The following is a 20,948-nucleotide window of genomic DNA, read 5'->3' on the forward strand; positions in this document are numbered from 1 at the left end:
GCAACTGCACAGCTCCAATACCGGTCTTCCACCATCGCCGGCTCTCTGCCATCAGATTACTGCACTGCCAATCTGAATCAACGGTTTTGAATATGGTAGTAGTGTACCACACTCTCTACTATTTTTCAAGGGGTCATTCCATATTTTCTACCGAAAAATCAATCAAAGCTTTTTCTTATTTTTCCTCTCAGGTCAGGCGTCAAGAAAAGGCCCCCGGTTTCAAACCAGAGGGCCCTTCCTGCTTATGAATTAGGCGTTTAACCTATCTCATTTTGTAATGCTGATCTGCATGGTCATGCCGTTGTCCACACTCTTATTGGTGTAAGGATCAACGCTGACTACGCTGAAGATACGGTTGTTGCCAGTGCTTCCGACGGACAGTGTCACATTCCAAGTCTTGACACCGTCGCCAACGGTAACTTCCTTGCTCAACAGAGTAATAGCATTGCCGCGTTCGTTGAGAATACGGATATTCTCTACGTCCTCGGTAGTGGTAATGGTAACATCAAACACTTCGTTAACCTTAGCGGAAGCAGCGTTCTCAACGCCCAGTACCATACCATTGTATTCCGGATTCTTAATGGTCATGCTGACCGTTACGCCGGAATCCTCATAAGCGGAACCCATGGTGCGGCTGTAAAGGTTCAAGATACGGTCTTCACCAGCAGTACCAACCGAGAACTTAATGGTCCAAGTCTTGGTTCCATCGCCGTTATTCACCGATTTGAGCCAAGTTCTGCCGATCCACTTGTCATTTTCGTTCTTCATGCTGACGTCGGTAACAGTATCCTTTGTCACAACTGTCATCGTGATTTCTTCGTTGACGCCATAGGAAGCAGGATCACGGTCGAGTTTCGCGGAGATGATATCACCGGTCGGCTCGGGCTCAGCCTCAACCAAGTTCTCGATGGCGGTGTTGATGCTCTCAGTCGCCTCTACGTACATGGTGTTGGTAGCTTCCGGATTGTTCTGAACAGCTTTTGCATTCTTCAAAGCTTCGGTCAAAGCTGCAAACGAATCTTCAGTATAATCCTCAGCCTTCAGAGCTTCGGCGGCTTTCACTGCGGCTTCCAAAGCGGCAATGCTCTCTTCGGTAGGAGCATCCGGATCTTCGGCCTCAGTGAACTGGAAGTAGTCGACGTTAGCGACATGCTTACCAGTGCTCTGCATGATAACGTAAACATCATGCTGGCCGGTAACCTTTCTGGTCAGATCGGCAGTGGCAATCATGTAGTTCTTCCAAGCGCCTGCCGAGGGAGGGGTCTGGATATCAGCGATCAGTTCGCCGTCCACAGAGTCCAGACGGACTTCCATATGGGCGTTCGGGCAGTCGGCAATAACGCCGGCGTAGTTGACGGAAACCTTCTCAGCCCCAATATTGCCGAAGTCAACGTACTTATAAGCGACATATGCGCCGGGAGCGGTGCCGCCGATGTTGCCCACAGTACCGATGTTGGTGCCTTCTGTGGTTTCGCCCTTGATGCCGGAGGAAGCATTGTCAAACGACTCAGCCTCGATCTTCGCATAGGCATCGCGGATTTCCTTCAGATTGCTGATAGCAGTCTGGATGGCCTTAATAGCGGAGACATAATCATCCTGGACGGATTCCGGATTGTTCAGTACTTCTTCGCCAGCTTTGACAGCATCCATCAGGGCCTCATAGGTGGCGGTGGCATATTGAGAACCATCCATGGCCTTGACCTGAGCAATCAGGGATTCCAGGGATTCCTTATCCATGGACTTGGATTCAACGCCCATCAGTTCGATTTCGCCCAGGTTCATAGCATTGGCCCCGGTGAAATCAATCTTGATGTAAGTGTACTTCGCACTCTTTTCTTCATCAACTGCGAAGGGACGAGTGTAGTTCTCCCACTGGAAGGTCTGGTTGGATCTGGAGTCGATCTCAGTCCATTCCTTGCCGTCGTTGGAACCGTAAACAGTCCAGGAAGTGGGAGCTGCATCGGTAGCTTTACAGGTGATGGTGTACATGTCGATGAACTTGCCGTTGCCGTCACCGAAGAAGTAGGTCACGGAACCGGTGTTGCCTGCAAAAGCAGTGGCATTGTTGGAATTGTTGTCAAGCAGGTTGGCCGCTTTTGCGCCCTCTGCCAGGCCTTCCACATAGATGCCGGGGGTGACGCCGGTCAGCTGGTTGGCAATCTCTGCTACAGCAGCTGTCTCGGAGGTCAAATCCTTCATCGGCTCTGCGACCTCGTCACCAGTGGTGATGGAGGGAGGTACGGAATCTTCAGCAGTACCCCAGTCGGACGGGGTGTTGCCCATAACGAAGTCGAGAGTGATCTCGCCGTCGCCATCTTTGTCGCCATTGACCAAGTCAACTTGATCAAAATAGGTCTTGTTGTAGTCTTCGCCTTCCACCTTCAGGCTCTGGACATAGACATTCTCTCTGCTGTTGTTTTCAGCATTGATGACCAGGTCTTTGCCATTCTCCAGATGGACGGTAGCTTTCTCAAACAACGGGGAACCAATGGCGAATTCACCGCTGCCCATGTTGACCGGATACAGGCCCAGGCTGGACAGGATGTACCAAGCAGACATTTCACCATTGTCTTCGTCGCCGCAGTAGCCCTGGCCGATGGTGTAACCACTATACAGACGATCCATGATCTCACGGACCTTCTCCTGGGTCTTATAGGGCTGGCCGGCATAGTTATACATATAGGGGATGTGGTGGGACGGCTGGTTGCTGTGGCCATACTGACCCATTCTTACCTGACGAGCTTCACGCATCTCATGGATCTCGCCGCCGTAACCGCCGGGGATATACGTGGTATCTTCGTTGAAGAACTCATCCAGCTTCTCAGCCAGGCCTTCGCGGCCGCCGTACAGGTTAGCCAGACCCTGGCCATCCTGGACTACATGGAATGCCATGTTCCAAGCATTGGTCTCAGTGTATTGGCCGCCCCAAGATTTGGGATCAAAGCTGTCGTCGCTGGTCTGCCAAGTGCCGTTGTAGTTCTTGCCCTTGAACCAGCCATCGCCGTCGCCATTGTCATTGTACTTGAAGTAGTTGACATAGTTGGTGGCGCGGTTTGTGAAGTAGATGTACTCATCGTTGAGTTTCTGGTACTCTTCACTGTCTTTGTCTTCTATCTTGTCCATCATAGCCTTCGCCATGTTGGCGATACCGGCATCGTTGATGAAGCCTTCCAGGCCCCAGGACATACCTTCACCGTTATTGGCGCCGGTGTAGCCGTAGAAAATGGACTGGTTGATATTCTGACGTCCGTTCTGAGATTTGCTGCTGACGGCTGAACCGTTGCGCAGAGCCGAATCATAGGCGGTCTCATAGTCGAACTCTTGGCCGCGCAGCAAGGCGTCGCCAAAGATAACGTCGGAGCTGGTACCAACCATGGAGTTGACGCCTGCCGGAGCAATCCAGCGCGGCAACCAGCCTTCATCGTTGTAATGCTGCACCAAACCGTTGAGCAGTTCGGTGTTCATGCTCGGGGTCAGCAAAGCGTAGGCTGCCCATGTGGTACGGTAGGTATCCCAGAAACCGTTGTTGTAATAGAAAGTTCCGTCCACAACGCCTTTGTCATTGTAGGGGCTTCTATACTGATAGTCCGGCTCCTCATTGGTGCCCACGTTTTCACTGAGCAGGTTGGGGTAGGCAAACAAACGGTACATATTGGAGTAAAGGGTGGTCAGCTGATTCTCTGTTGCGCCCTCTACATCAATGATATCCAGCTTGTCATCCCACTGGGACTGAGCCATTTCTTTGATATCATCAAAGGTATCTTCCTTAGCGATTTCCAGATCCATATTGTGTTTGGCCTGGTCAGCGCTGATAAAGGAAGTGGCCACTTTCAAAGTGACCTCATTGGTGCCGTCGGCGAAGGATACAACGCCCTGGCCGCTCTTAGCATTGGTAATCTTGTCCAATTCGGGAGCCACACTGAATTCACCGTAGACATACATCGTGCCCATACCATTGCTGTTTTCTTTAACGGCGGCGGTAAAGGTTTTTCCGTCTTCCGAGAATGTCAGTTCAGCGTCACGGGTCACGCAATCCAAAATGACATTGCGGTTGGCAACATCTTCATCAAAGGTGAAGCGCATCATAGCCGCATGGTTGGTGGGAGCCAATTCCATGGTGGCACCGGATGCTGCCGAGCCTTCGTCGAAGGATACCTTATAGTAATGGGCTTTTGCTTCTTCATTATCATGGGAGAAGGAAGAAGCTCTCTCATCGACGCCTACAGAATTGCTGCTGGAAGCATCGATGGATGTGTTGACCATGAAGGTATAGTTGCCGCGGTCACCGATCCAGTGGCTGGCCACGTGGCTGACGGAAATGTGCTTAAAGGTGTTGCCGGGCTGATAGGTGTACATCGAAGCCTGTCCACTATTGGTAGTGGGAGCCCAGAAGTTAAATGCATGAGGAACCGTTACAAGTGCGCCGTTCAGGCCGCGGGAGAAGGATCCCGAAGACTGGGTACCGCGCAGAATGCTGACATAATCGGATTTACGCTCGTGCTCCACAGGAGCTACATCTTCGATTTCAATGTCGTCAAACAGGGCTTCAAAGGTGGCGTTGGCCGGAACCTCTTCCCCCTCTTCGTTGGTGGTAGTGGTGGCATTCGAAGCCTTATCGTAATTGATGAGGATCTTCTTAATGGTCTTGCCGGCTGCCACTTCGCCGATGTTGGAATACACATGGTTCCACTGACGCATAAGCAGGAACTTGGAATCACCTTGGGATTGAGCGTCCATCTTGTTGCCGTACTGGTCAACAGCAGCCAGATCGCTCAGGTAAGTACCGTCTTCAAACTGGACGTCCACTGCTACGTAAGTGCTGGTGTACTCATAATCGTAGTCACCGTCAAACTGCGGGAACACTTTATAAGAGAGCTGGGTATTGGCCGAAACCGGGATATCCAGATCATCGTACACGACATTGTGGCTGTAAGCTCTGCCGGAACCCTCGTGGGTACCGCTGACAGTATAGGTCTTGGAGCCGGTGAAACCTTTGCCGGTGGTGCTGTTCCAAGTGGAACCGGGGCCGCCCAGCACTTCTGCACCCATACCGAGAGATGCTGCTACATCGTCATCGGGATCATTGGTTCCGAAGGTGATGTCGCCGATCTGGGTCATATTACCGCTGCCATTGGCTTCAACGGTCACACGATAGTAAGTATATGCAGTCTCGTTTTCAATCTCATAAGTGTTGCGGGTATAGCGGTCTGCAAAAGTCACATTCTCCTGCTTGTCCAGCTGAACCCAGTCCGAACCATTTGTCGAACCATACAGCGTCCAGCTCTTCGGATCGCGTTCCGGAGCGTCGTTGGCCGAAGTGATAGAGTAAACGCGGATGGTAGTAGGCTCCTTCATCTCAAAATCGATATTGAAGGGACGATTCGATGTGGTCAGGTATTTACTGCCGGCATTGTCATCCAGCAGGTTGTCTGCGATCTCATGATCATTGTAGGCCGCAGGGGCAGTGACGGACTTTGCTTTCTGTCTGCCTACCAGTCCTTCGCCAGCACCCTTTTTGCTGACGTTCTCTGTCATAGCCTCTCCCTCAGCCGAATACTCAACAGTATTCTCAAGAGGGCTGGCATCGTTCTCTTCAAACGAAGAAGAGAATGTCCCGCCTACCCCAGGCTCCCGTGCTGCCGCCGGAAGTGCAACAGCAGCTGTGGACAGTGCCATCGTGGTGCTCAGCACCACAGCTAAAATTCTTTTTAGCTTCATTGCGTTACCTCCTACTACAAAAAATTTTCCTTCCCGATTCTTTTGTACATCCTTTTCCAAAAACGAACCTTTTCTTCTCTCTTTTCCTGTTAAAAACAGGCACTATGGAAAAACCATTTTTTACAGAAGATGAATTGCATTCGTTCCACCAAAAGCACAAAAGATATCGAAGGCTACATTCATCATAACAAAAACAGGCGTAAAATGTCCTGTACTTTTTTTAAATTTACCGTAATATTTTTAGATTCACTTACCATCTCTTCCGTTAATTTTCATAGCAATTCAAAAACTACACAAGACATGTTTTGATAAATTATACAAGATAGATAGTATTCTTTCACAAACCGCTTCTTTAAACAAATTTATTAAGTGTAAAAACATTCTATCTTTTTACACTTAATAAATTTTTCCATGATAAAGCCACCACGTTTTTGATGCAAGTGGTCACTTACTTGAAAACAAAACTGATTTGATTGAAATTCGGCATTCCTATACTGTTGTATCTATAGCACAATAGCACACGGTAGGCTTCTCGTATCTTTTTTGTCGAAATTCCTTGCATCCTGGAGGCAATGGTGATATAATACTGAAGATTTAACCATTTGGCGTTTTGCGGCGCTGGATAGGTAGTTGTTTGGGTTCATTTCATTGTGTCAAAAAAGAAAGGTGGAGGCGTTTTGAAGGGTTATCTTTTACTGGAAGATGGACACCTTTTTACCGGTCAGAGCATCGGTTCCCAAAGGGAGGTTATTTGCGAAATCGTATTTAATACCTCCATGACTGGATATGTCGAACTGCTGACAGATCCTTCTTATGCCGGACAAGGCGTCGTTATGACTTATCCCCTCATCGGCAACTACGGTGTTTGCTTTGAGGATCAGGAGTCAAGACGGCCCTGGGTTTCGGCTTTTCTTATGCGCGAATTATCCCGCATCCCTAGTAATTTCCGTTCCCAGGGGAGCTTGGGGGATTATCTGAAAGAAGCCGATATCCCCGGCCTGCAGGGCATCGATACCCGGGCATTGACCAAATTGCTGCGGGACAAGGGCACAATGAACGGGCTGCTCACCACAGATGAAAACTTCAACCGGGAGGAAGCCCTGGAACGCATCGCCGCTTATAAGCATCAGGGGCTGGTACAGCGCACCTCCTGCAAAGCGGTGGAGCATTACGGTGAGGGCGGCTCTAAAAAGGTGGCGCTGCTGGATCTTGGCGGCAAGAGCAGCATCGTCCAGTGCCTGGTGCGGCGCGGCTGCAAGGTGACGGTATATCCTTGCGATACCCCGGCTGAGGCTATTTTAGCGGACAAGCCCGATGGTATTATGCTGTCCAACGGCCCTGGCGACCCCAAGGCCTGCGGCCCCATCATCGACGAAGTGGGCAAACTCGTCCGCTCCGGGATCCCGCTGTTTGCCATCTGCCTGGGCCATCAGCTGGTGGCGTTGGCCTCCGGCGGCAGCACCCATAAACTGCCCTACGGCCATCGGGGTTCCAACCACCCTGTGCGCGATACTTCTACCGGCCGTACTTACATCTCGGCTCAGAATCACGGCTATGTGGTGGACAACGACAGGCTGCCTCAAGGCGTCCATGTGGCATTTGAAAATGTAAACGACGGCACGGTGGAAGGCTTGGAGTTTGACTCTCTGCCGGTTTATACCGTCCAGTTCCATCCCGAGGCCTCCGCCGGCCCGCACGATACACAGTTCCTTTTCGACCGCTTTACTGCTCAAATGGGAGGTGGCAAGAATGCCTAAGAATCCGGATATCCATCGCGTTGTGGTTTTGGGCTCCGGCCCCATCATCATCGGCCAGGCGGCCGAGTTTGACTACGCAGGCACTCAGGCCTGCCGCGCCCTTCAGGAAGAGGGCATCGAAGTCATCCTGATTAACTCCAATCCCGCCACCATCATGACCGACAAGGACATTGCCGATAAGGTTTATATCGAACCCCTCAATGCCGAGACCGTCCGCAAGGTCATTGAGAAGGAAAAACCCGATTCTATCCTGCCCACCCTGGGCGGCCAGAACGCTTTGAATCTGGCCATGGAGCTGAAGGAATCCGGGTTCCTGGATGAACATCATGTCCGCATGCTGGGCACTTCGGCCGAAGCCATCCGCAATGCCGAGGACCGTCAAGCCTTTAAGGATACGCTGGACCGCATCGGCGAGCCCTACGCCACCTCTAAGGTGGTAAATACGGTGGAGGACGCCGTGGAGTTTACCGAATCCATCGGTTATCCGGTGGTCATCCGTCCGGCCTATACCCTGGGCGGCACCGGCGGCGGCATCGCTTACAACCAGGAGGAACTCAGGGCCATCACCCACAATGGCCTGCGTCTCAGCCGCGTCACCGAGGTGCTGGTGGAACGGTACATCGGCGGCTGGAAAGAGATCGAATATGAGGTCATGCGGGACAGCAAGGGCAATGCCGTCACTATTTGTAATATGGAAAACATCGACCCGGTAGGCGTCCACACCGGCGACTCTGTGGTAGTAGCCCCCTGTCAGACCCTGGGCGACAAGGAACATCAGATGCTTCGCACCGCCGCCCTCAACATCATCAGCGAGCTGAAGATCGAAGGCGGATGCAACGTCCAGTTTGCCCTGCATCCCACCTCCTTTGAATACGTGGTCATCGAAGTCAATCCCCGCGTCAGCCGTTCCTCGGCCCTGGCTTCCAAGGCCACCGGTTATCCCATCGCCAAGGTGGCTTCCAAGGTAGCTCTGGGCTTTGGCCTGGATGAGATCAAAAATGCCATCACAGGCAAAACCTACGCCAGTTTTGAACCCACCCTCGACTACTGCGTGGTCAAGTTCCCCAAGTGGCCCTTTGACAAGTTCGTCACCGCCAAACGCACCTTGGGCACCCAGATGAAGGCCACCGGCGAAGTCATGAGCATCTCCCCCTCCTTTGAGGGCGCATTGATGAAGTCCATCCGCTCGCTGGAACAGAACTGCACCAGCCTGATGCTGCCCATGCTGTCCGGCCTCAGCGACGAGGACATTAAAAAACGCCTTCACAACATCGACGACCGCCGTCTGTTTGTCATTGCCGAGGCCATCCGGCGCGGCGTCGAGCTCCAGGAAATCAACGACATCACGAAGATCGACATGTGGTTCCTGGACCGCATTCAGGCTCTGGTGGAGATGGAAGATCTCCTGCGCAAACGCGGTACTGATCCGGAGATTCTCAGCAAAGCCAAATACATGGGCTTTATCGATGCCGATATCGCCAAACTGGCCGGCGTCACCCCCGCCCAGATCAAGCGCATCCGCATGGAAAACGGCATTGTAGCTGCCTATAAAATGGTGGATACCTGCGCCGCTGAATTTGAAGCCGCCACCCCTTACTACTACTCCTGCTACGAGAGCGAAAATGAAGTGGATACCAGATCGGATAAAAAGAAGATTTTGGTACTGGGATCCGGCCCCATCCGCATCGGCCAGGGCATCGAATTCGACTACTGCTCGGTTCACTGCGTGTGGGCCCTCAAGAAATGCGGGTATGAGACCATCATCATCAACAACAATCCCGAAACGGTTTCCACCGACTTCGACGTGGCCGATAAACTCTATTTCGAACCTCTTACCCCCGAAGATGTGGCCAATATCGTGGAATTGGAGAAACCTTACGGAGCTGTAGTCCAGTTCGGCGGCCAGACGGCTATTAAGCTGTCCCAGGCCCTGCGTGATATGAACGTCCCTGTGCTGGGCACCTCGGCTGAGGACGTGGACGCTGCTGAGGACCGCAAAAAGTTCGACGCTATCCTGGAAAAATGCGATATTCCCCGTCCCGCCGGCGCCACGGTATTCACCACCGAAGAAGCCATCGCCGCTGCCAATCAGCTGGGATATCCTGTCTTGGTCCGTCCCTCCTATGTTCTGGGAGGCCAGGGCATGCAGATCGCCTTCTCAGATCAGGAAATCGCCCAGTTTATGGCCATCATCAATATGACGGTTCAGGAACATCCGATTTTGGTGGACAAGTACCTCATGGGCAAAGAGCTGGAAGTCGACGCCGTATGCGACGGTGTGGACGTGCTCATCCCCGGTATTATGGAGCATCTGGAACGGGCCGGCGTCCATTCGGGCGACTCCATCTCGGTGTATCCGCCTCAGTCCATTGCCCAGAAACATCAGGATACCATCGTGGATTATACCCGCCGTCTGGCCAAAGCCCTCCACGTCAAGGGCATGATCAACATCCAGTTCATCATCTACGACGACGAGGTTTATATCATCGAAGTCAATCCCAGGTCTTCCCGTACCGTACCCTACATCAGCAAAATTACCGGCGTACCTATTGTGGCTTTGGCTACCAACGCCATCTTCGGCAAGAGCATCCCGGAACAGGGATATGAATACGGCCTCATCCCGGCCAAGAACCATGTGGCGGTCAAGCTGCCGGTCTTCTCCTTTGAGAAACTGTACGGCGCTGAAATCAGCCTCGGTCCGGAAATGAAGTCTACCGGCGAAGTGCTGGGTCTGGCTGAAGGATTTTCGGAAGCCCTCCACAAAGCCTTCATCGGCGGCGGCTACAATCTGCCCAAAAACCATAAGATCATCGCCACCGTCAAGGATGCCGATAAACCTGAATTGGTGGACATCGCCCGTCGGTTCATCGCCTTGGGCTATGAGATCTATTCCACCTCGGGCACCTGCCAATTCTTAAATGAGCATGGTGTAAAAGCCACTCCGGTCCATAAAATCGAACAGGGTACTCCCAATATCCTGGATATGATTCTGGAGGGTCAGGCCGATCTGGTCATCAACACCCCCACCCATGTCAGCAAACAGAATCGGGACGGTTTCCTCATCCGCCGCAATGCGGTGGAAACCGGTACTCCCTGCATCACATCGCTTGACACTGCCACCGCTCTTCTCACCAGTCTGGAGCATGCAAGCGAAGGCGACCGTTCGGTTATCGACATCGCTCAGATTTAAAGGTGATTTCTGAAAGGAGAGCATCTCTAAGAATAGAGATGCTCTCTATTTTTTAATGAATTCATTGCTATTTAGCAACCGGTGATATTTATGAATCGACTCAAAGAACTGCGGTTAGAACGAGGCTACACCCAAATCAAAATGCAGTTGTTGACAGGTATCGATCAAAGTGACTATTCTAAAATCGAGAACGGCAGGCGCTATTTTACCTTCGAGCAGTGCAAGCGCATCGCTTTGGCTTTGGATACCAGCATGGATTATCTGGCCGGTCTTACAGACCAAAAGCATCCCTACCCTCGTAGCAGGCATGACAAGTAAAATTTTAAATTACTGTTAGTATAATATCGATTTTATAATACACATTTTAATTGCTTACTGTATTAAAACAATCGCCAACCAAAAGGCGGTTGTTTCTTTTTGCGGCAGATTATCTATTTTTATGCCGTAATCTTTTGTGTTCCCGTGCAAATAACCCACTTTTCAGGCATTTTTCTTCTGGTTCTTGCAAATGGAGCGCCAATACGATAAAATATTATCGTTGTGAATGGAACTGGAAAGCCCTATCCCCCTCTCGGGAAAGGGCTTGATAACAATGGCCGTTTCGGCCGGGAGGGAATCATTCAGATGGAAAAAAAAGAGCTTTTGTATGAGGGAAAAGCCAAAAAAGTCTATCGAACCGACGATCCGGATCTCTACATCGTAGATTATAAGGACGATGCCACTGCATTCGACGGCCTGAAAAAAGGCAGCATCTCCGGCAAAGGTGTGGTCAACAACCGTATGTCCAACCTGATGTGCCAGATGCTCCAGAAGGCCGGCGTCCCCACCCACTTTGTGGAGGAATTGTCCGACCGCGAAACACTGGTCAAACGTGTGAAGATCGTTCCGCTGGAGGTTATTGTCCGCAATGTGGCCGCCGGCAGCTTCTCCAAACGCTTCGGCGTAGAAGAGGGTACGGTTTTAAAATGCCCTACTTTGGAGTTCTGCCTCAAGGACGACGATCTCCATGATCCCATGATCAATGGCTATCACATCCTGGCGCTGGATCTGGCTACGCAGAATGAGTTGGATGTCATTTCAGCCTACACCTTCCAGATCAATAAGATCATGAAGGAATTTTTCCTCTCCATCGGCATCGAGCTGGTGGACTTTAAACTGGAATTCGGCAAGCTGGATGACGGTACCATCATCCTCGCCGACGAAATCTCCCCCGATACCTGCCGCCTCTGGGACAGCAAGACCCATGAGAAGCTGGATAAAGACCGTTTCCGTCGCGATCTGGGCGGCGTAGAAGAGGCCTATCTGGAAGTCATGAAGCGCATCGGTCTCAACTAACACGGACCAGCAAATTATCCTACGGCACAGCGGCACCAACTGGGAAAGACAGCATCGCCGTGCCGCGGCTTCTGTCTTTCCCATTGTTTTGTCACGAACAGGAGGTTTATATAACGTGATGTCTGATCTTCAGGGTTCTTTGCCCTTTGACAATAAGCTGCACGAAGAGTGCGGCATTTTCGGCGTCTTCGGCTGCGACGATCAGGAAACCGCTTATAATATTTACAGTGGTCTTTTTGCCCTCCAGCACCGCGGCCAGGAGAGCTGCGGTATGGCTGTCAATAACAATGGCGTAGTTTCATCCCATAAAGATATGGGGCTGGTTAGCGACGTCTTTAACAAGGATATTTTGGAGAAGCTGCCCGGTCAGATGGGAATCGGCCATGTGCGCTACTCCACTACCGGCTGCTCCATGCGGGAAAATACACAGCCTTTGGTGCTCAAGTACATCAAGGGCACCCTGTCCATTGCCCACAACGGAAACCTGACCAATACGGCCGAACTGCGGGATGAATTGGAACGCACTGGTGCTATCTTCCAGACCACTACCGATTCGGAAGTAATGTCTTATCTAATCGCCCGGGAACGGGTCAACTGCGGTTCTGTGGAAGAAGCTGTCCGCCGTATCATGCCGCGCATTCAAGGTGCTTATTCCCTGCTGGTCATGAGCCCTCGCAAGCTCATTGCCGCCCGTGATCCCCATGGTTTCCGCCCCCTGGTAATCGGCCAGTTGGAAAACGCCTGGGTATTTGCTTCGGAAACCTGTGCTCTGGATGTAGTGGGGGCTGTATATGTCCGGGATGTGGAGCCGGGTGAAATCGTCGTCGCCGACGAGCGCGGCCTCACCTCCATCAAAACTGAGACGCCTGAAAAGACTTCTCTCTGCATCTTTGAATACATCTATTTCGCCCGGCCGGACAGCCAAATCAACGGCTTGAGCGTTTATGAAGCCCGTCAGGAATCGGGCCGTATTTTAGCCCGTCAGCATCCGGTGGAGGCCGATCTGGTCATCGGCGTACCCGAATCGGGCATTGACGCCGCCATCGGCTACAGCCAGGCTTCCGGCATCCCCTACGGCAAAGGCTTTGTCAAGAACAACTACGTGGGACGTACCTTCATCAAGCCCCAGCAGAAACAGCGTGAAAACGCCGTCCGCCTGAAGCTCAACGTGCTGGGTAACACCGTCCGCGGCAAGCGGGTGGTCATGCTGGACGACTCCATCGTCCGAGGCACCACTTCGGCGCGGCTGGTCCACATGCTGAAGAATGCCGGCGCCACTGAAGTCCATGTCCGTATCAGTTCCCCCCCCTTCCTGTGGCCCTGTTATTTTGGCACGGACGTCCCGGAACGCAGCCAGCTTTCGGCCGTCCGCAACTCTCTGGATGAGATCTGCCGCAGCCTGGGCGCCGATTCCCTGGGTTATCTGGAACTGGATTCACTGCACGAGATGCTGTGCGGCCGCGAGATCGACTACTGCGACGCCTGTTTCTCCGGCAATTATCCGGTAGCCCCTCCCAAATCGGAGGCTAGCATAGATCAATTCGTCAAGTAAATAGGCCGTCACAGAGGCCGGTGAAATAGGACTTTTGGTCTAATTCACCGGCTTCTTTTGGTTTTTTGCTTTACAAATATGGGGTTTGGCCCTATAATTAAAATCTGTATGGAAAAATATCCAAGCAGCCTTTTTTTGCGGTTGTTTGGGTCTGCCGCAGGAGGTTTGATTTTTGTGAAAAATCGTTACGAAAGCCCTCTTGGATCGAGGTATGCAAGTGAAGAGATGCTGTATCTCTTTTCCCCTGATAAAAAATTCCGGACCTGGCGCAAGCTGTGGATTGCCCTGGCCGAAGCCGAACATGAGCTTGGCCTGCCGGTAACCCAGGAGCAAATCGACGAGCTCAAAGCGCACCAGGACGATATCAACTATGAAGTGGCTGAGGCAAGAGAACGGGAAGTGCGTCACGACGTCATGTCCCATGTATATGCCTACGGCCAGCAGTGCCCCCATGCCCGTCCCATCATCCACTTGGGCGCTACCTCCTGCTATGTGGGAGACAACACCGATCTGATCCTCATGCACGAGGCCACTCAGATCATCCTGCAAAAGCTGGTTACCCTCATCGGCGTACTGGCCAAGTTTGCCGATCAATATAAGGATCTTCCCACTCTTGCCTTTACCCATTTCCAGCCGGCTCAGCCTACTACTGTGGGTAAGCGCGCCACATTGTGGATGCAGGAGCTGCTGCTTGATCTGGAAGAAGTCGAGCATGTCCTGGGCACAGTAAAGCTGCTTGGTTCCAAGGGGACCACCGGCACCCAGGCGTCTTTCCTGGAACTCTTTGAAGGCGATCATGAAAAAGTCCGGGCACTGGACCGCAAAATCGCCGAAAAAATGGGATATCAGGGTGTTTATCCGGTATCCGGCCAGACCTATTCCCGCAAGGTGGACAGCCGTTACCTCAACATGCTGTCCGGCATCGCCCAGTCGGCCTGCAAGTTCAGCAACGATATCCGCCTCCTCCAGCACCTCAAAGAGGTGGAGGAGCCTTTTGAAAAACATCAGATCGGCTCGTCCGCCATGGCTTACAAACGCAACCCCATGCGCAGCGAACGCATCGCCTCTTTGGCCCGTTACGTCATGGCCGACGCCCTCAATCCCGCTATGACGGCCGCTACCCAGTGGTTCGAGCGCACCTTGGACGATTCGGCCAACAAGCGCATCAGCGTGCCGGAGGCCTTCCTGGCGGTGGACGCTATCCTGAGCCTGTACATCAACGTGGCCGACGGTCTGGTGGTGTATCCCAAGGTCATCGCCCAACGTCTCAACCGTGAGCTTCCCTTTATGGCCACGGAAAATATTATGATGGATGCCGTCAAACGCGGCGGCGACCGTCAGGAACTGCATGAACACATCCGCGTCCATTCCATGGAGGCCGGACGTGTGGTCAAGCAGGAAGGCGGCGAAAATAACCTGTTGGAACTCATCGCCTCCGACCCCATCTTCGGCATGACGCTGCCGGAACTGCAGGCCCTTCTCAAGCCGGAACAGTATGTGGGCCGTTCCCCCCGCCAGGTCACCGAGTTCCTTCAGGAGGATGTGGCTCCCATTTTGGAAAAATACAAGGATTTGCAGCAGGTTCATGCTGAAGTCCGCTGCTAAAGTGGATCAAATACCGCATTTCTTCATATCCTAGTGTCAAAGGGCTTTTGACGGCACTGGATTGTTTCCCGTTTCTTAAAATCACTGAATAACAAACAAGGAGTGTCACCATTATGGTAAAAGCAATCGTCGGCGCCAACTGGGGCGACGAGGGAAAAGGTAAAATCACCGATATGTTTGCCGCTCAGTCGGATGTAGTGGTCCGCTTCCAAGGAGGCGCCAATGCCGGCCACACCATCATCAACCACTACGGCAAATTTGCTCTGCACCTGCTGCCCTCCGGTTCCTTCCACTCCCATATCACCAACGTCATCGGCAACGGCGTAGCCCTCAATATCCCCGCTCTCTTCAAAGAGATGCAGGAAATCATCGACCGCGGCGTACCCGCCCCCAAACTGCTGGTCTCCGACCGGGCTCAGATCATCATGCCTTATCACGTGCTATTCGACCAGTATGAGGAAGAACGCCTTTCCTCCCACAGCTTTGGTTCCACTAAATCGGGGATTGCCCCGTTTTACTCGGACAAATACGCCAAGGTTGGTTTCCAGGTGTGTGAATTGTTCGATGAGAAGGCCCTTCGTGAAAAATTAGAGCGGGTGATCGTACCCAAGAACATCCTGCTGGAACATTTGTATCACAAACCCCTGCTGGATGTGGATGAGCTGTTCGATCAATTGATGCAGTACCGCGACATGGTCGCCCCTTATGTGGGCAATCTGCACGAGTTTATGCAGAAAGCTCTGAAGGAAAATAAAAACATCCTGTTGGAGGGCCAGCTGGGCGCCCTCAAGGATCCCGACTGGGGGATTTATCCCATGGTGACCTCCTCCAACTCCATCGCCGGTTACGGCGCTGTAGGCGCCGGCATCCCGCCCTACGCCATCACCGACATCTGCACCGTGGTCAAGGCCTATTCCAGCGCTGTAGGCGGCGGCGCCTTTGTCAGTGAAATCTTCGGCGACGAGGCCGATAAGCTGCGCAATCACGGCGGCGACGGCGGCGAATACGGCGCCACTACCGGACGTCCCCGCCGCATGGGATGGTTCGACTGTGTAGCCTCCCGTTACGGCTGCAAAGTTCAGGGTACCACCCAGGCTGTACTGACTGTGCTGGATGCTCTCAGTTATTTAGAGGAAATCCCGTTGTGCGTCGCCTACGAGATCGACGGCAAGGTCACCAAGGAATTCCCCACCACCCCCATGCTGGAAAAAGCAAAGCCTGTGTTGGAAGTCCTTCCCGGCTGGCATGAGGATATCCGAGGCGTCAAACGCTTTGAAGACCTGCCGGAGAATGCAAAAACCTATGTTAAGTTTATCGAAAGAGCCATCGATACCCCTATCACCATGGTATCCAACGGTCCCGGCCGCGATGACATCCTGATTGTCAATGAATAAGGCTCTATTCGGATGGGCACCATCAGTTTGTCACTCGCCATTCGCTAGGAGGTTTCTGTATTTATGTGTGGTATTGTAGGATATGTGGGCAAGAGCCAAGCCGCCCCCATTTTACTGGACGGCCTGTCAAAGCTGGAGTACCGCGGCTATGACTCGGCCGGCGTCGCTGTGTACAGTGACGATCATATTGAAGTTGTCAAAACCAAGGGACGTCTCAAGGTTCTCAGCGATATGCTGGACGGCGGCAAAAATCTGCCCGGTACGGTGGGAATCGGTCATACCCGTTGGGCTACCCACGGCGAGCCGTCGGATGTCAACTCCCATCCCCACATGAGCGGGGACGGCCGTTTTGCCGTGGTGCACAACGGTATTATTGAGAATTACCTGGTTTTAAAAAATAGATTGATTGAAAAAGGGTTCCACTTTGTTTCGGAAACCGATACCGAAGTCATCGCCCATTTGGTAGAGTACTACTACAAGGGCGATATTATGGACACCATGCGCAGCCTCCTGAACGCGATGGAGGGTTCCTATGCCCTGGGCATCATCCGGGCCGACAAGCCGGACGAGATTGTGGCGGTGCGCAAGGATAGTCCTCTGATCGTGGGCCTTTCGGACGAGGGCAATTTTATTGCATCCGATATCCCCGCCCTGCTCAACTATACCCGGGACATCTACCATCTGGATGAAAAAGAGATTGTCATCCTGCGTCAGGACGGTGTGTCCATCTACAACATGGACGGCGAACCGGTAAACAAAAAGGTCTTCCACGTGGATTGGGATGTATCCGCTGCGGAAAAGGGCGGGTATGAACACTTCATGATCAAGGAAATTATGGAGCAGCCCAAAGCCCTGGCCGATACCTTAAAACCCCGTATCCAGGACGGCCGGGTGGTGTTGGACGACATCAAATTGACGGCGGAAGATCTCAAAGATATCCATAAGATCGACATTGTAGCATGCGGTTCGGCCTATCACACCGGCGTGGTGGGCAAATACGTCATTGAGGAACTGACCCGCAAACCTGTGGAGGTGGATTTGGCATCGGAGTTCCGGTACCGTTCCCCCATCCTGGACCAGCATACATTGGTTATTATCATCAGCCAGTCGGGCGAGACGGCCGATACCTTGGCCGCTCTGCGCTATGCAAAGACCCAGGGCGCCAGGACGCTTTCCATCGTCAATGTGGTGGGAAGCTCCATCGCCAACCAATCGGATGATGTACTTTATACCTGGGCCGGCCCGGAGATCGCTGTGGCCACCACCAAAGCCTATTCCTGCCAACTGGGCGTCTTGTACCTGCTGGCCTTATACATCGGCGATCTGCTGGGTACCATCCCGGCCGATGTATACCGGGATTATGTGGCGGAGCTTTTAATCCTGCCGGATAAAATCCAGAGCATTCTGGAGCACAAAGAGGATATCCAGTATTTTGCCTCCCGCAATTTCGGCGCCAAAGACGTCTTCTTTATCGGCCGTAACGTGGATTATGCCCTTACGCTGGAGGGTTCCCTCAAGCTCAAGGAGATTTCCTACATCCACTCCGAAGCCTACGCCGCCGGTGAACTGAAACACGGTACCATTTCTCTCATCGAGGACGGCACATTGGTGGTGGCGGTGGCCACATTGGACCGGTTATTTGACAAAACCATGTCCAATGTGAAGGAGGTCAAAGCCCGCGGCGCTTACGTCCTGGGCCTAACCACCGAAAACAATCGAAAGATCGAGCAGTCCTGTGACTTTGTGTTTTATATCCCCGAGACACTGGATCTGTTATTGCCTTCCTTGGCGGTTATCCCTCTGCAAATTTTCAGTTATTATATGGCGCTGATGAAGGGATGCGACATCGATAAGCCCCGCAACCTGGCAAAGAGCGTCACCGTGGAATAAAGAAAATATTTTAGATACCTGGCAGTCAGATCGATTTGGCTGCCAGGTATTTTTTGCGCATTGACCAATACACAGGACTCCTTGAGGATCCCCTTTGCTTATCCAGTCGAAAAACCGCGCCAGCATTGACAATCGCCTCGCGAAACGTGTATAATTAAATACATATTTGTAATTTCGGAGGTGCTGGTTGTGTGCTTTGCAACCGGTACTCTTGCTGTTGGAGGCGAAAAGATGAAATGTTCTTTTTGTCCCGGCACCTGGTGAATCATAGACGTGAGGTGGAATTGTGTCAGATTTTTTGCAGTCGCTCCTAAAGTCCATCGACTTTGTAGGCCTCATCGATTTCTTTCTCCACAATCTAGTGTGGATCTGCGCAGGCGGCGCTTTGCTGCTGGCGTTGCTCTTGGGTGCGGGCCTTTTCAAAGGGAAAAAACGCTGGCTTTGGCGCTCTATCCTGATGGGAGTTGCGGTATTGGCAGTGCTCATCGGGGTCAAAACCACCAACTTCTATTCGGCTTACACCGAGTATGACGTAGACGCTACGACCAACGAGGTCATCACGGAGACAGGCGATGCCTCCCGGTACGCCGTGGGTCACGACCATCCTCAGCTTGCCAAGGACATTGAGTTCCTGATCATTGGGGTGGAAGATGTGGAAAAATGGGAAGCTGGTCCCCGGCTGCTTTCCTGGCAAAAGGTCTATTCCAACGATTCCGGTACAGCCACCATGACCCGTTACATGTTTGTTACGAAAATTAAGGTAGAAACCAAGGACGGAACCTGGGAAGCCAGCGAATTGTTTGGCAACACGGATGCCCAGGTGGAATACAATGATTAAATGATTTCTTTGAATGCTTGAGAATGGAATTGTCCCTTTTGGACCAAGTGAAACGGGGGTTATGCAGTGGAAAATCAAAAGATTCTGGTGTTGGATTTTGGAGGACAGTACAATCAATTGATCGCCCGACGGGTGCGTGACTTGGGTGTGTATTCCGAGGTCCGGCCTTACACCACCTCTTTGGAGGAGATCCGTTCGGCCGGGTACTGCGGTATTATCTTCACCGGGGGGCCAAACAGTGTGTTTGAAGAGAACTCCCCTATCTGTTCGGCGGATATCTTTGAGCTGGGTATTCCGATACTGGGGATCTGCTACGGCGCCCAGGTGATGGCCCATCTGCTGGGCGGCACGGTACAGCATGCCGAAACTCGGGAATACGGTTCGACCGATATGGTTACTGATCAGGGAAGCGCCCTCTTTGTCAAGGTACCTCAGACAACCTCCTGCTGGATGAGCCATACTGATTTTATCGCCGTCCCTCCAGCTGGTTTTGCCATTACGGCCCATACCAGTTCCTGCCCTGTAGCCGCTATGGAGGATCGGGAACGGAAGTTGTATGCCGTCCAATTCCACCCGGAAGTACAGCACACCCCTCAGGGACAAGATATACTGAGAGGGTTTCTTTTTGATGTCTGCGGCTGCGTAGGCGACTGGCAGATGTCCTCCTTTATCGATCGTTCGGTGACGGCTATCCGCGAAAAAGTGGGAAACAACCGAGTGTTGTGCGCTTTGTCCGGCGGCGTGGATTCGTCGGTGGCCGCTGTCATGGTGCACAAGGCGGTTGGCAAACAGCTGACCTGCATCTTCGTGGATCACGGCCTGCTCCGCAAAAACGAGGCCGACGAGGTGGAGGAGATTTTCCGCCATCAGTTTGACATCGATCTCATCCGCGTGGACGCCCGCGAGCGTTTCCTCACAAGGCTCAAAGGCGTAAGCGAACCGGAACAAAAGCGTAAAATCATTGGTGAGGAGTTTATCCGCGTCTTTGAGGACGAGGCCAAAAAGCTCGGCAAGGTGGAGTATCTGGTGCAGGGTACGATCTATCCGGACGTCATCGAAAGCGGCGCCGGTGATGCCGCCGTCATCAAGTCCCATCACAATGTGGGCGGACTGCCGGAGGATATCGGTTTTAAAGGTCTCATCGAGCCTCTCCGTGACTTGTTCAAGGATGAGGTGCGGCGTTCCGGCCTGGAGATGGGAATTCCAGCTCATCTCGTTTGGCGTCAGCCCTTCCCCGGCCCGGGTCTCGCCATCCGCATCATCGGCGACGTTACGGCCGACAAAATCAGGGTCTTGCAGGATGCCGACGCCATCTTCCGCGAGGAAATCGCAGCGGCCGGTTTGGATCGGGATATCCACCAGTATTTCGCCGTCCTGACCAACATGCGCAGTGTAGGCGTCATGGGGGACGAGCGGACTTACGATTATACCATCGCCCTTCGAGGCGTCACCACCACCGACTTTATGACGGCCGATTGGGCTAAGATCCCCTATGAGGTACTGGGCCGGGTCAGCAACCGCATCGTCAACGAGGTGGGGCATATCAACCGCATTGTGTACGATATCACAAGCAAGCCTCCGGCTACCATCGAGTGGGAGTAAAACGGATGACAAGCGCAGCAGGATTTCCCCCTCGCCCTTTGCAGAGACTTGCCCTTTTATAGAGCAA

11 protein-coding genes are annotated in these 20,948 nt (G+C 52.6%); 10 read left to right on the forward strand and 1 reads right to left on the reverse strand.

What is annotated here, in order from left to right; translation table 11 throughout:
• Positions 1-267: 267 nt before the first annotated feature.
• Complete coding sequence (locus C12CBH8_RS10420; RefSeq protein ID WP_215533174.1) at positions 268-5,718, reverse strand: GH92 family glycosyl hydrolase; 5,451 nt, start codon at positions 5,716-5,718, stop codon at positions 268-270.
• A 677-nt stretch (positions 5,719-6,395) separates the two neighbouring features.
• Here C12CBH8_RS10420 and C12CBH8_RS10425 point away from each other — a divergent pair.
• The 10 genes from C12CBH8_RS10425 (at position 6,396) to guaA (ending at position 20,881) form a co-directional block, all read left to right on the forward strand.
• Positions 6,396-7,475: a carbamoyl phosphate synthase small subunit gene (locus tag C12CBH8_RS10425; protein WP_090266125.1), complete on the forward strand. Its 1,080-nt coding sequence runs from the start codon at positions 6,396-6,398 to the stop codon at positions 7,473-7,475.
• Complete coding sequence (gene carB, locus C12CBH8_RS10430; protein WP_090266124.1) at positions 7,468-10,665, forward strand: carbamoyl-phosphate synthase large subunit; 3,198 nt, start codon at positions 7,468-7,470, stop codon at positions 10,663-10,665. Before C12CBH8_RS10425 ends, carB begins: the two co-directional genes overlap by 8 nt.
• Before the next feature lie 90 nt (positions 10,666-10,755).
• Entirely contained in the window at positions 10,756-10,983 is a 228-nt protein-coding gene (locus C12CBH8_RS10435) for a helix-turn-helix domain-containing protein (RefSeq protein WP_090266121.1), read from the forward strand.
• A gap of 306 nt (positions 10,984-11,289) precedes the next feature.
• A complete protein-coding gene (purC, locus tag C12CBH8_RS10440) occupies positions 11,290-12,000 on the forward strand; it encodes a phosphoribosylaminoimidazolesuccinocarboxamide synthase (protein WP_090266118.1) in 711 nt (236 codons plus the stop codon).
• A gap of 118 nt (positions 12,001-12,118) precedes the next feature.
• The gene (gene purF, locus C12CBH8_RS10445; RefSeq protein ID WP_215533175.1) at positions 12,119-13,552 is read left to right on the forward strand and encodes an amidophosphoribosyltransferase; all 1,434 of its coding nucleotides are present in this window, start codon (positions 12,119-12,121) and stop codon (positions 13,550-13,552) included.
• A 174-nt stretch (positions 13,553-13,726) separates the two neighbouring features.
• Entirely contained in the window at positions 13,727-15,157 is a 1,431-nt protein-coding gene (purB, locus tag C12CBH8_RS10450; protein ID WP_215533176.1) for an adenylosuccinate lyase, read from the forward strand.
• Between the two features lie 113 nt (positions 15,158-15,270).
• Positions 15,271-16,551, forward strand: a complete 1,281-nt coding sequence (locus C12CBH8_RS10455) for an adenylosuccinate synthase (RefSeq protein WP_090266114.1) — start codon at positions 15,271-15,273, stop codon at positions 16,549-16,551.
• A 63-nt stretch (positions 16,552-16,614) separates the two neighbouring features.
• Positions 16,615-18,441 (forward strand): glutamine--fructose-6-phosphate transaminase (isomerizing), encoded by a 1,827-nt coding sequence (gene glmS, locus C12CBH8_RS10460; RefSeq protein WP_215533177.1) that lies wholly within the window; start codon positions 16,615-16,617, stop codon positions 18,439-18,441.
• A 286-nt stretch (positions 18,442-18,727) separates the two neighbouring features.
• Complete coding sequence (locus C12CBH8_RS10465; RefSeq protein WP_099322759.1) at positions 18,728-19,279, forward strand: hypothetical protein; 552 nt, start codon at positions 18,728-18,730, stop codon at positions 19,277-19,279.
• Between the two features lie 66 nt (positions 19,280-19,345).
• A complete protein-coding gene (gene guaA, locus C12CBH8_RS10470; RefSeq protein WP_215533178.1) occupies positions 19,346-20,881 on the forward strand; it encodes a glutamine-hydrolyzing GMP synthase in 1,536 nt (511 codons plus the stop codon).
• The last annotated feature ends 67 nt before the right edge of the window (positions 20,882-20,948 follow it).

It is taken from the genome of Solibaculum mannosilyticum (genome assembly GCF_015140235.1).
Classification (GTDB): domain Bacteria; phylum Bacillota; class Clostridia; order Oscillospirales; family Acutalibacteraceae; genus Solibaculum; species Solibaculum mannosilyticum.

Coding starts and splice junctions, on each gene's coding strand:
- C12CBH8_RS10420 (WP_215533174.1), bottom strand. CDS start 5,718: ATGAAGCTAAAAAGAATTTTAGCTGTGGTGCTGAGCACCACGATGGCA.
- carB (WP_090266124.1), top strand. CDS start 7,468: ATGCCTAAGAATCCGGATATCCATCGCGTTGTGGTTTTGGGCTCCGGC.
- C12CBH8_RS10435 (WP_090266121.1), top strand. CDS start 10,756: ATGAATCGACTCAAAGAACTGCGGTTAGAACGAGGCTACACCCAAATC.
- purC (WP_090266118.1), top strand. CDS start 11,290: ATGGAAAAAAAAGAGCTTTTGTATGAGGGAAAAGCCAAAAAAGTCTAT.
- purF (WP_215533175.1), top strand. CDS start 12,119: ATGTCTGATCTTCAGGGTTCTTTGCCCTTTGACAATAAGCTGCACGAA.
- C12CBH8_RS10455 (WP_090266114.1), top strand. CDS start 15,271: ATGGTAAAAGCAATCGTCGGCGCCAACTGGGGCGACGAGGGAAAAGGT.
- glmS (WP_215533177.1), top strand. CDS start 16,615: ATGTGTGGTATTGTAGGATATGTGGGCAAGAGCCAAGCCGCCCCCATT.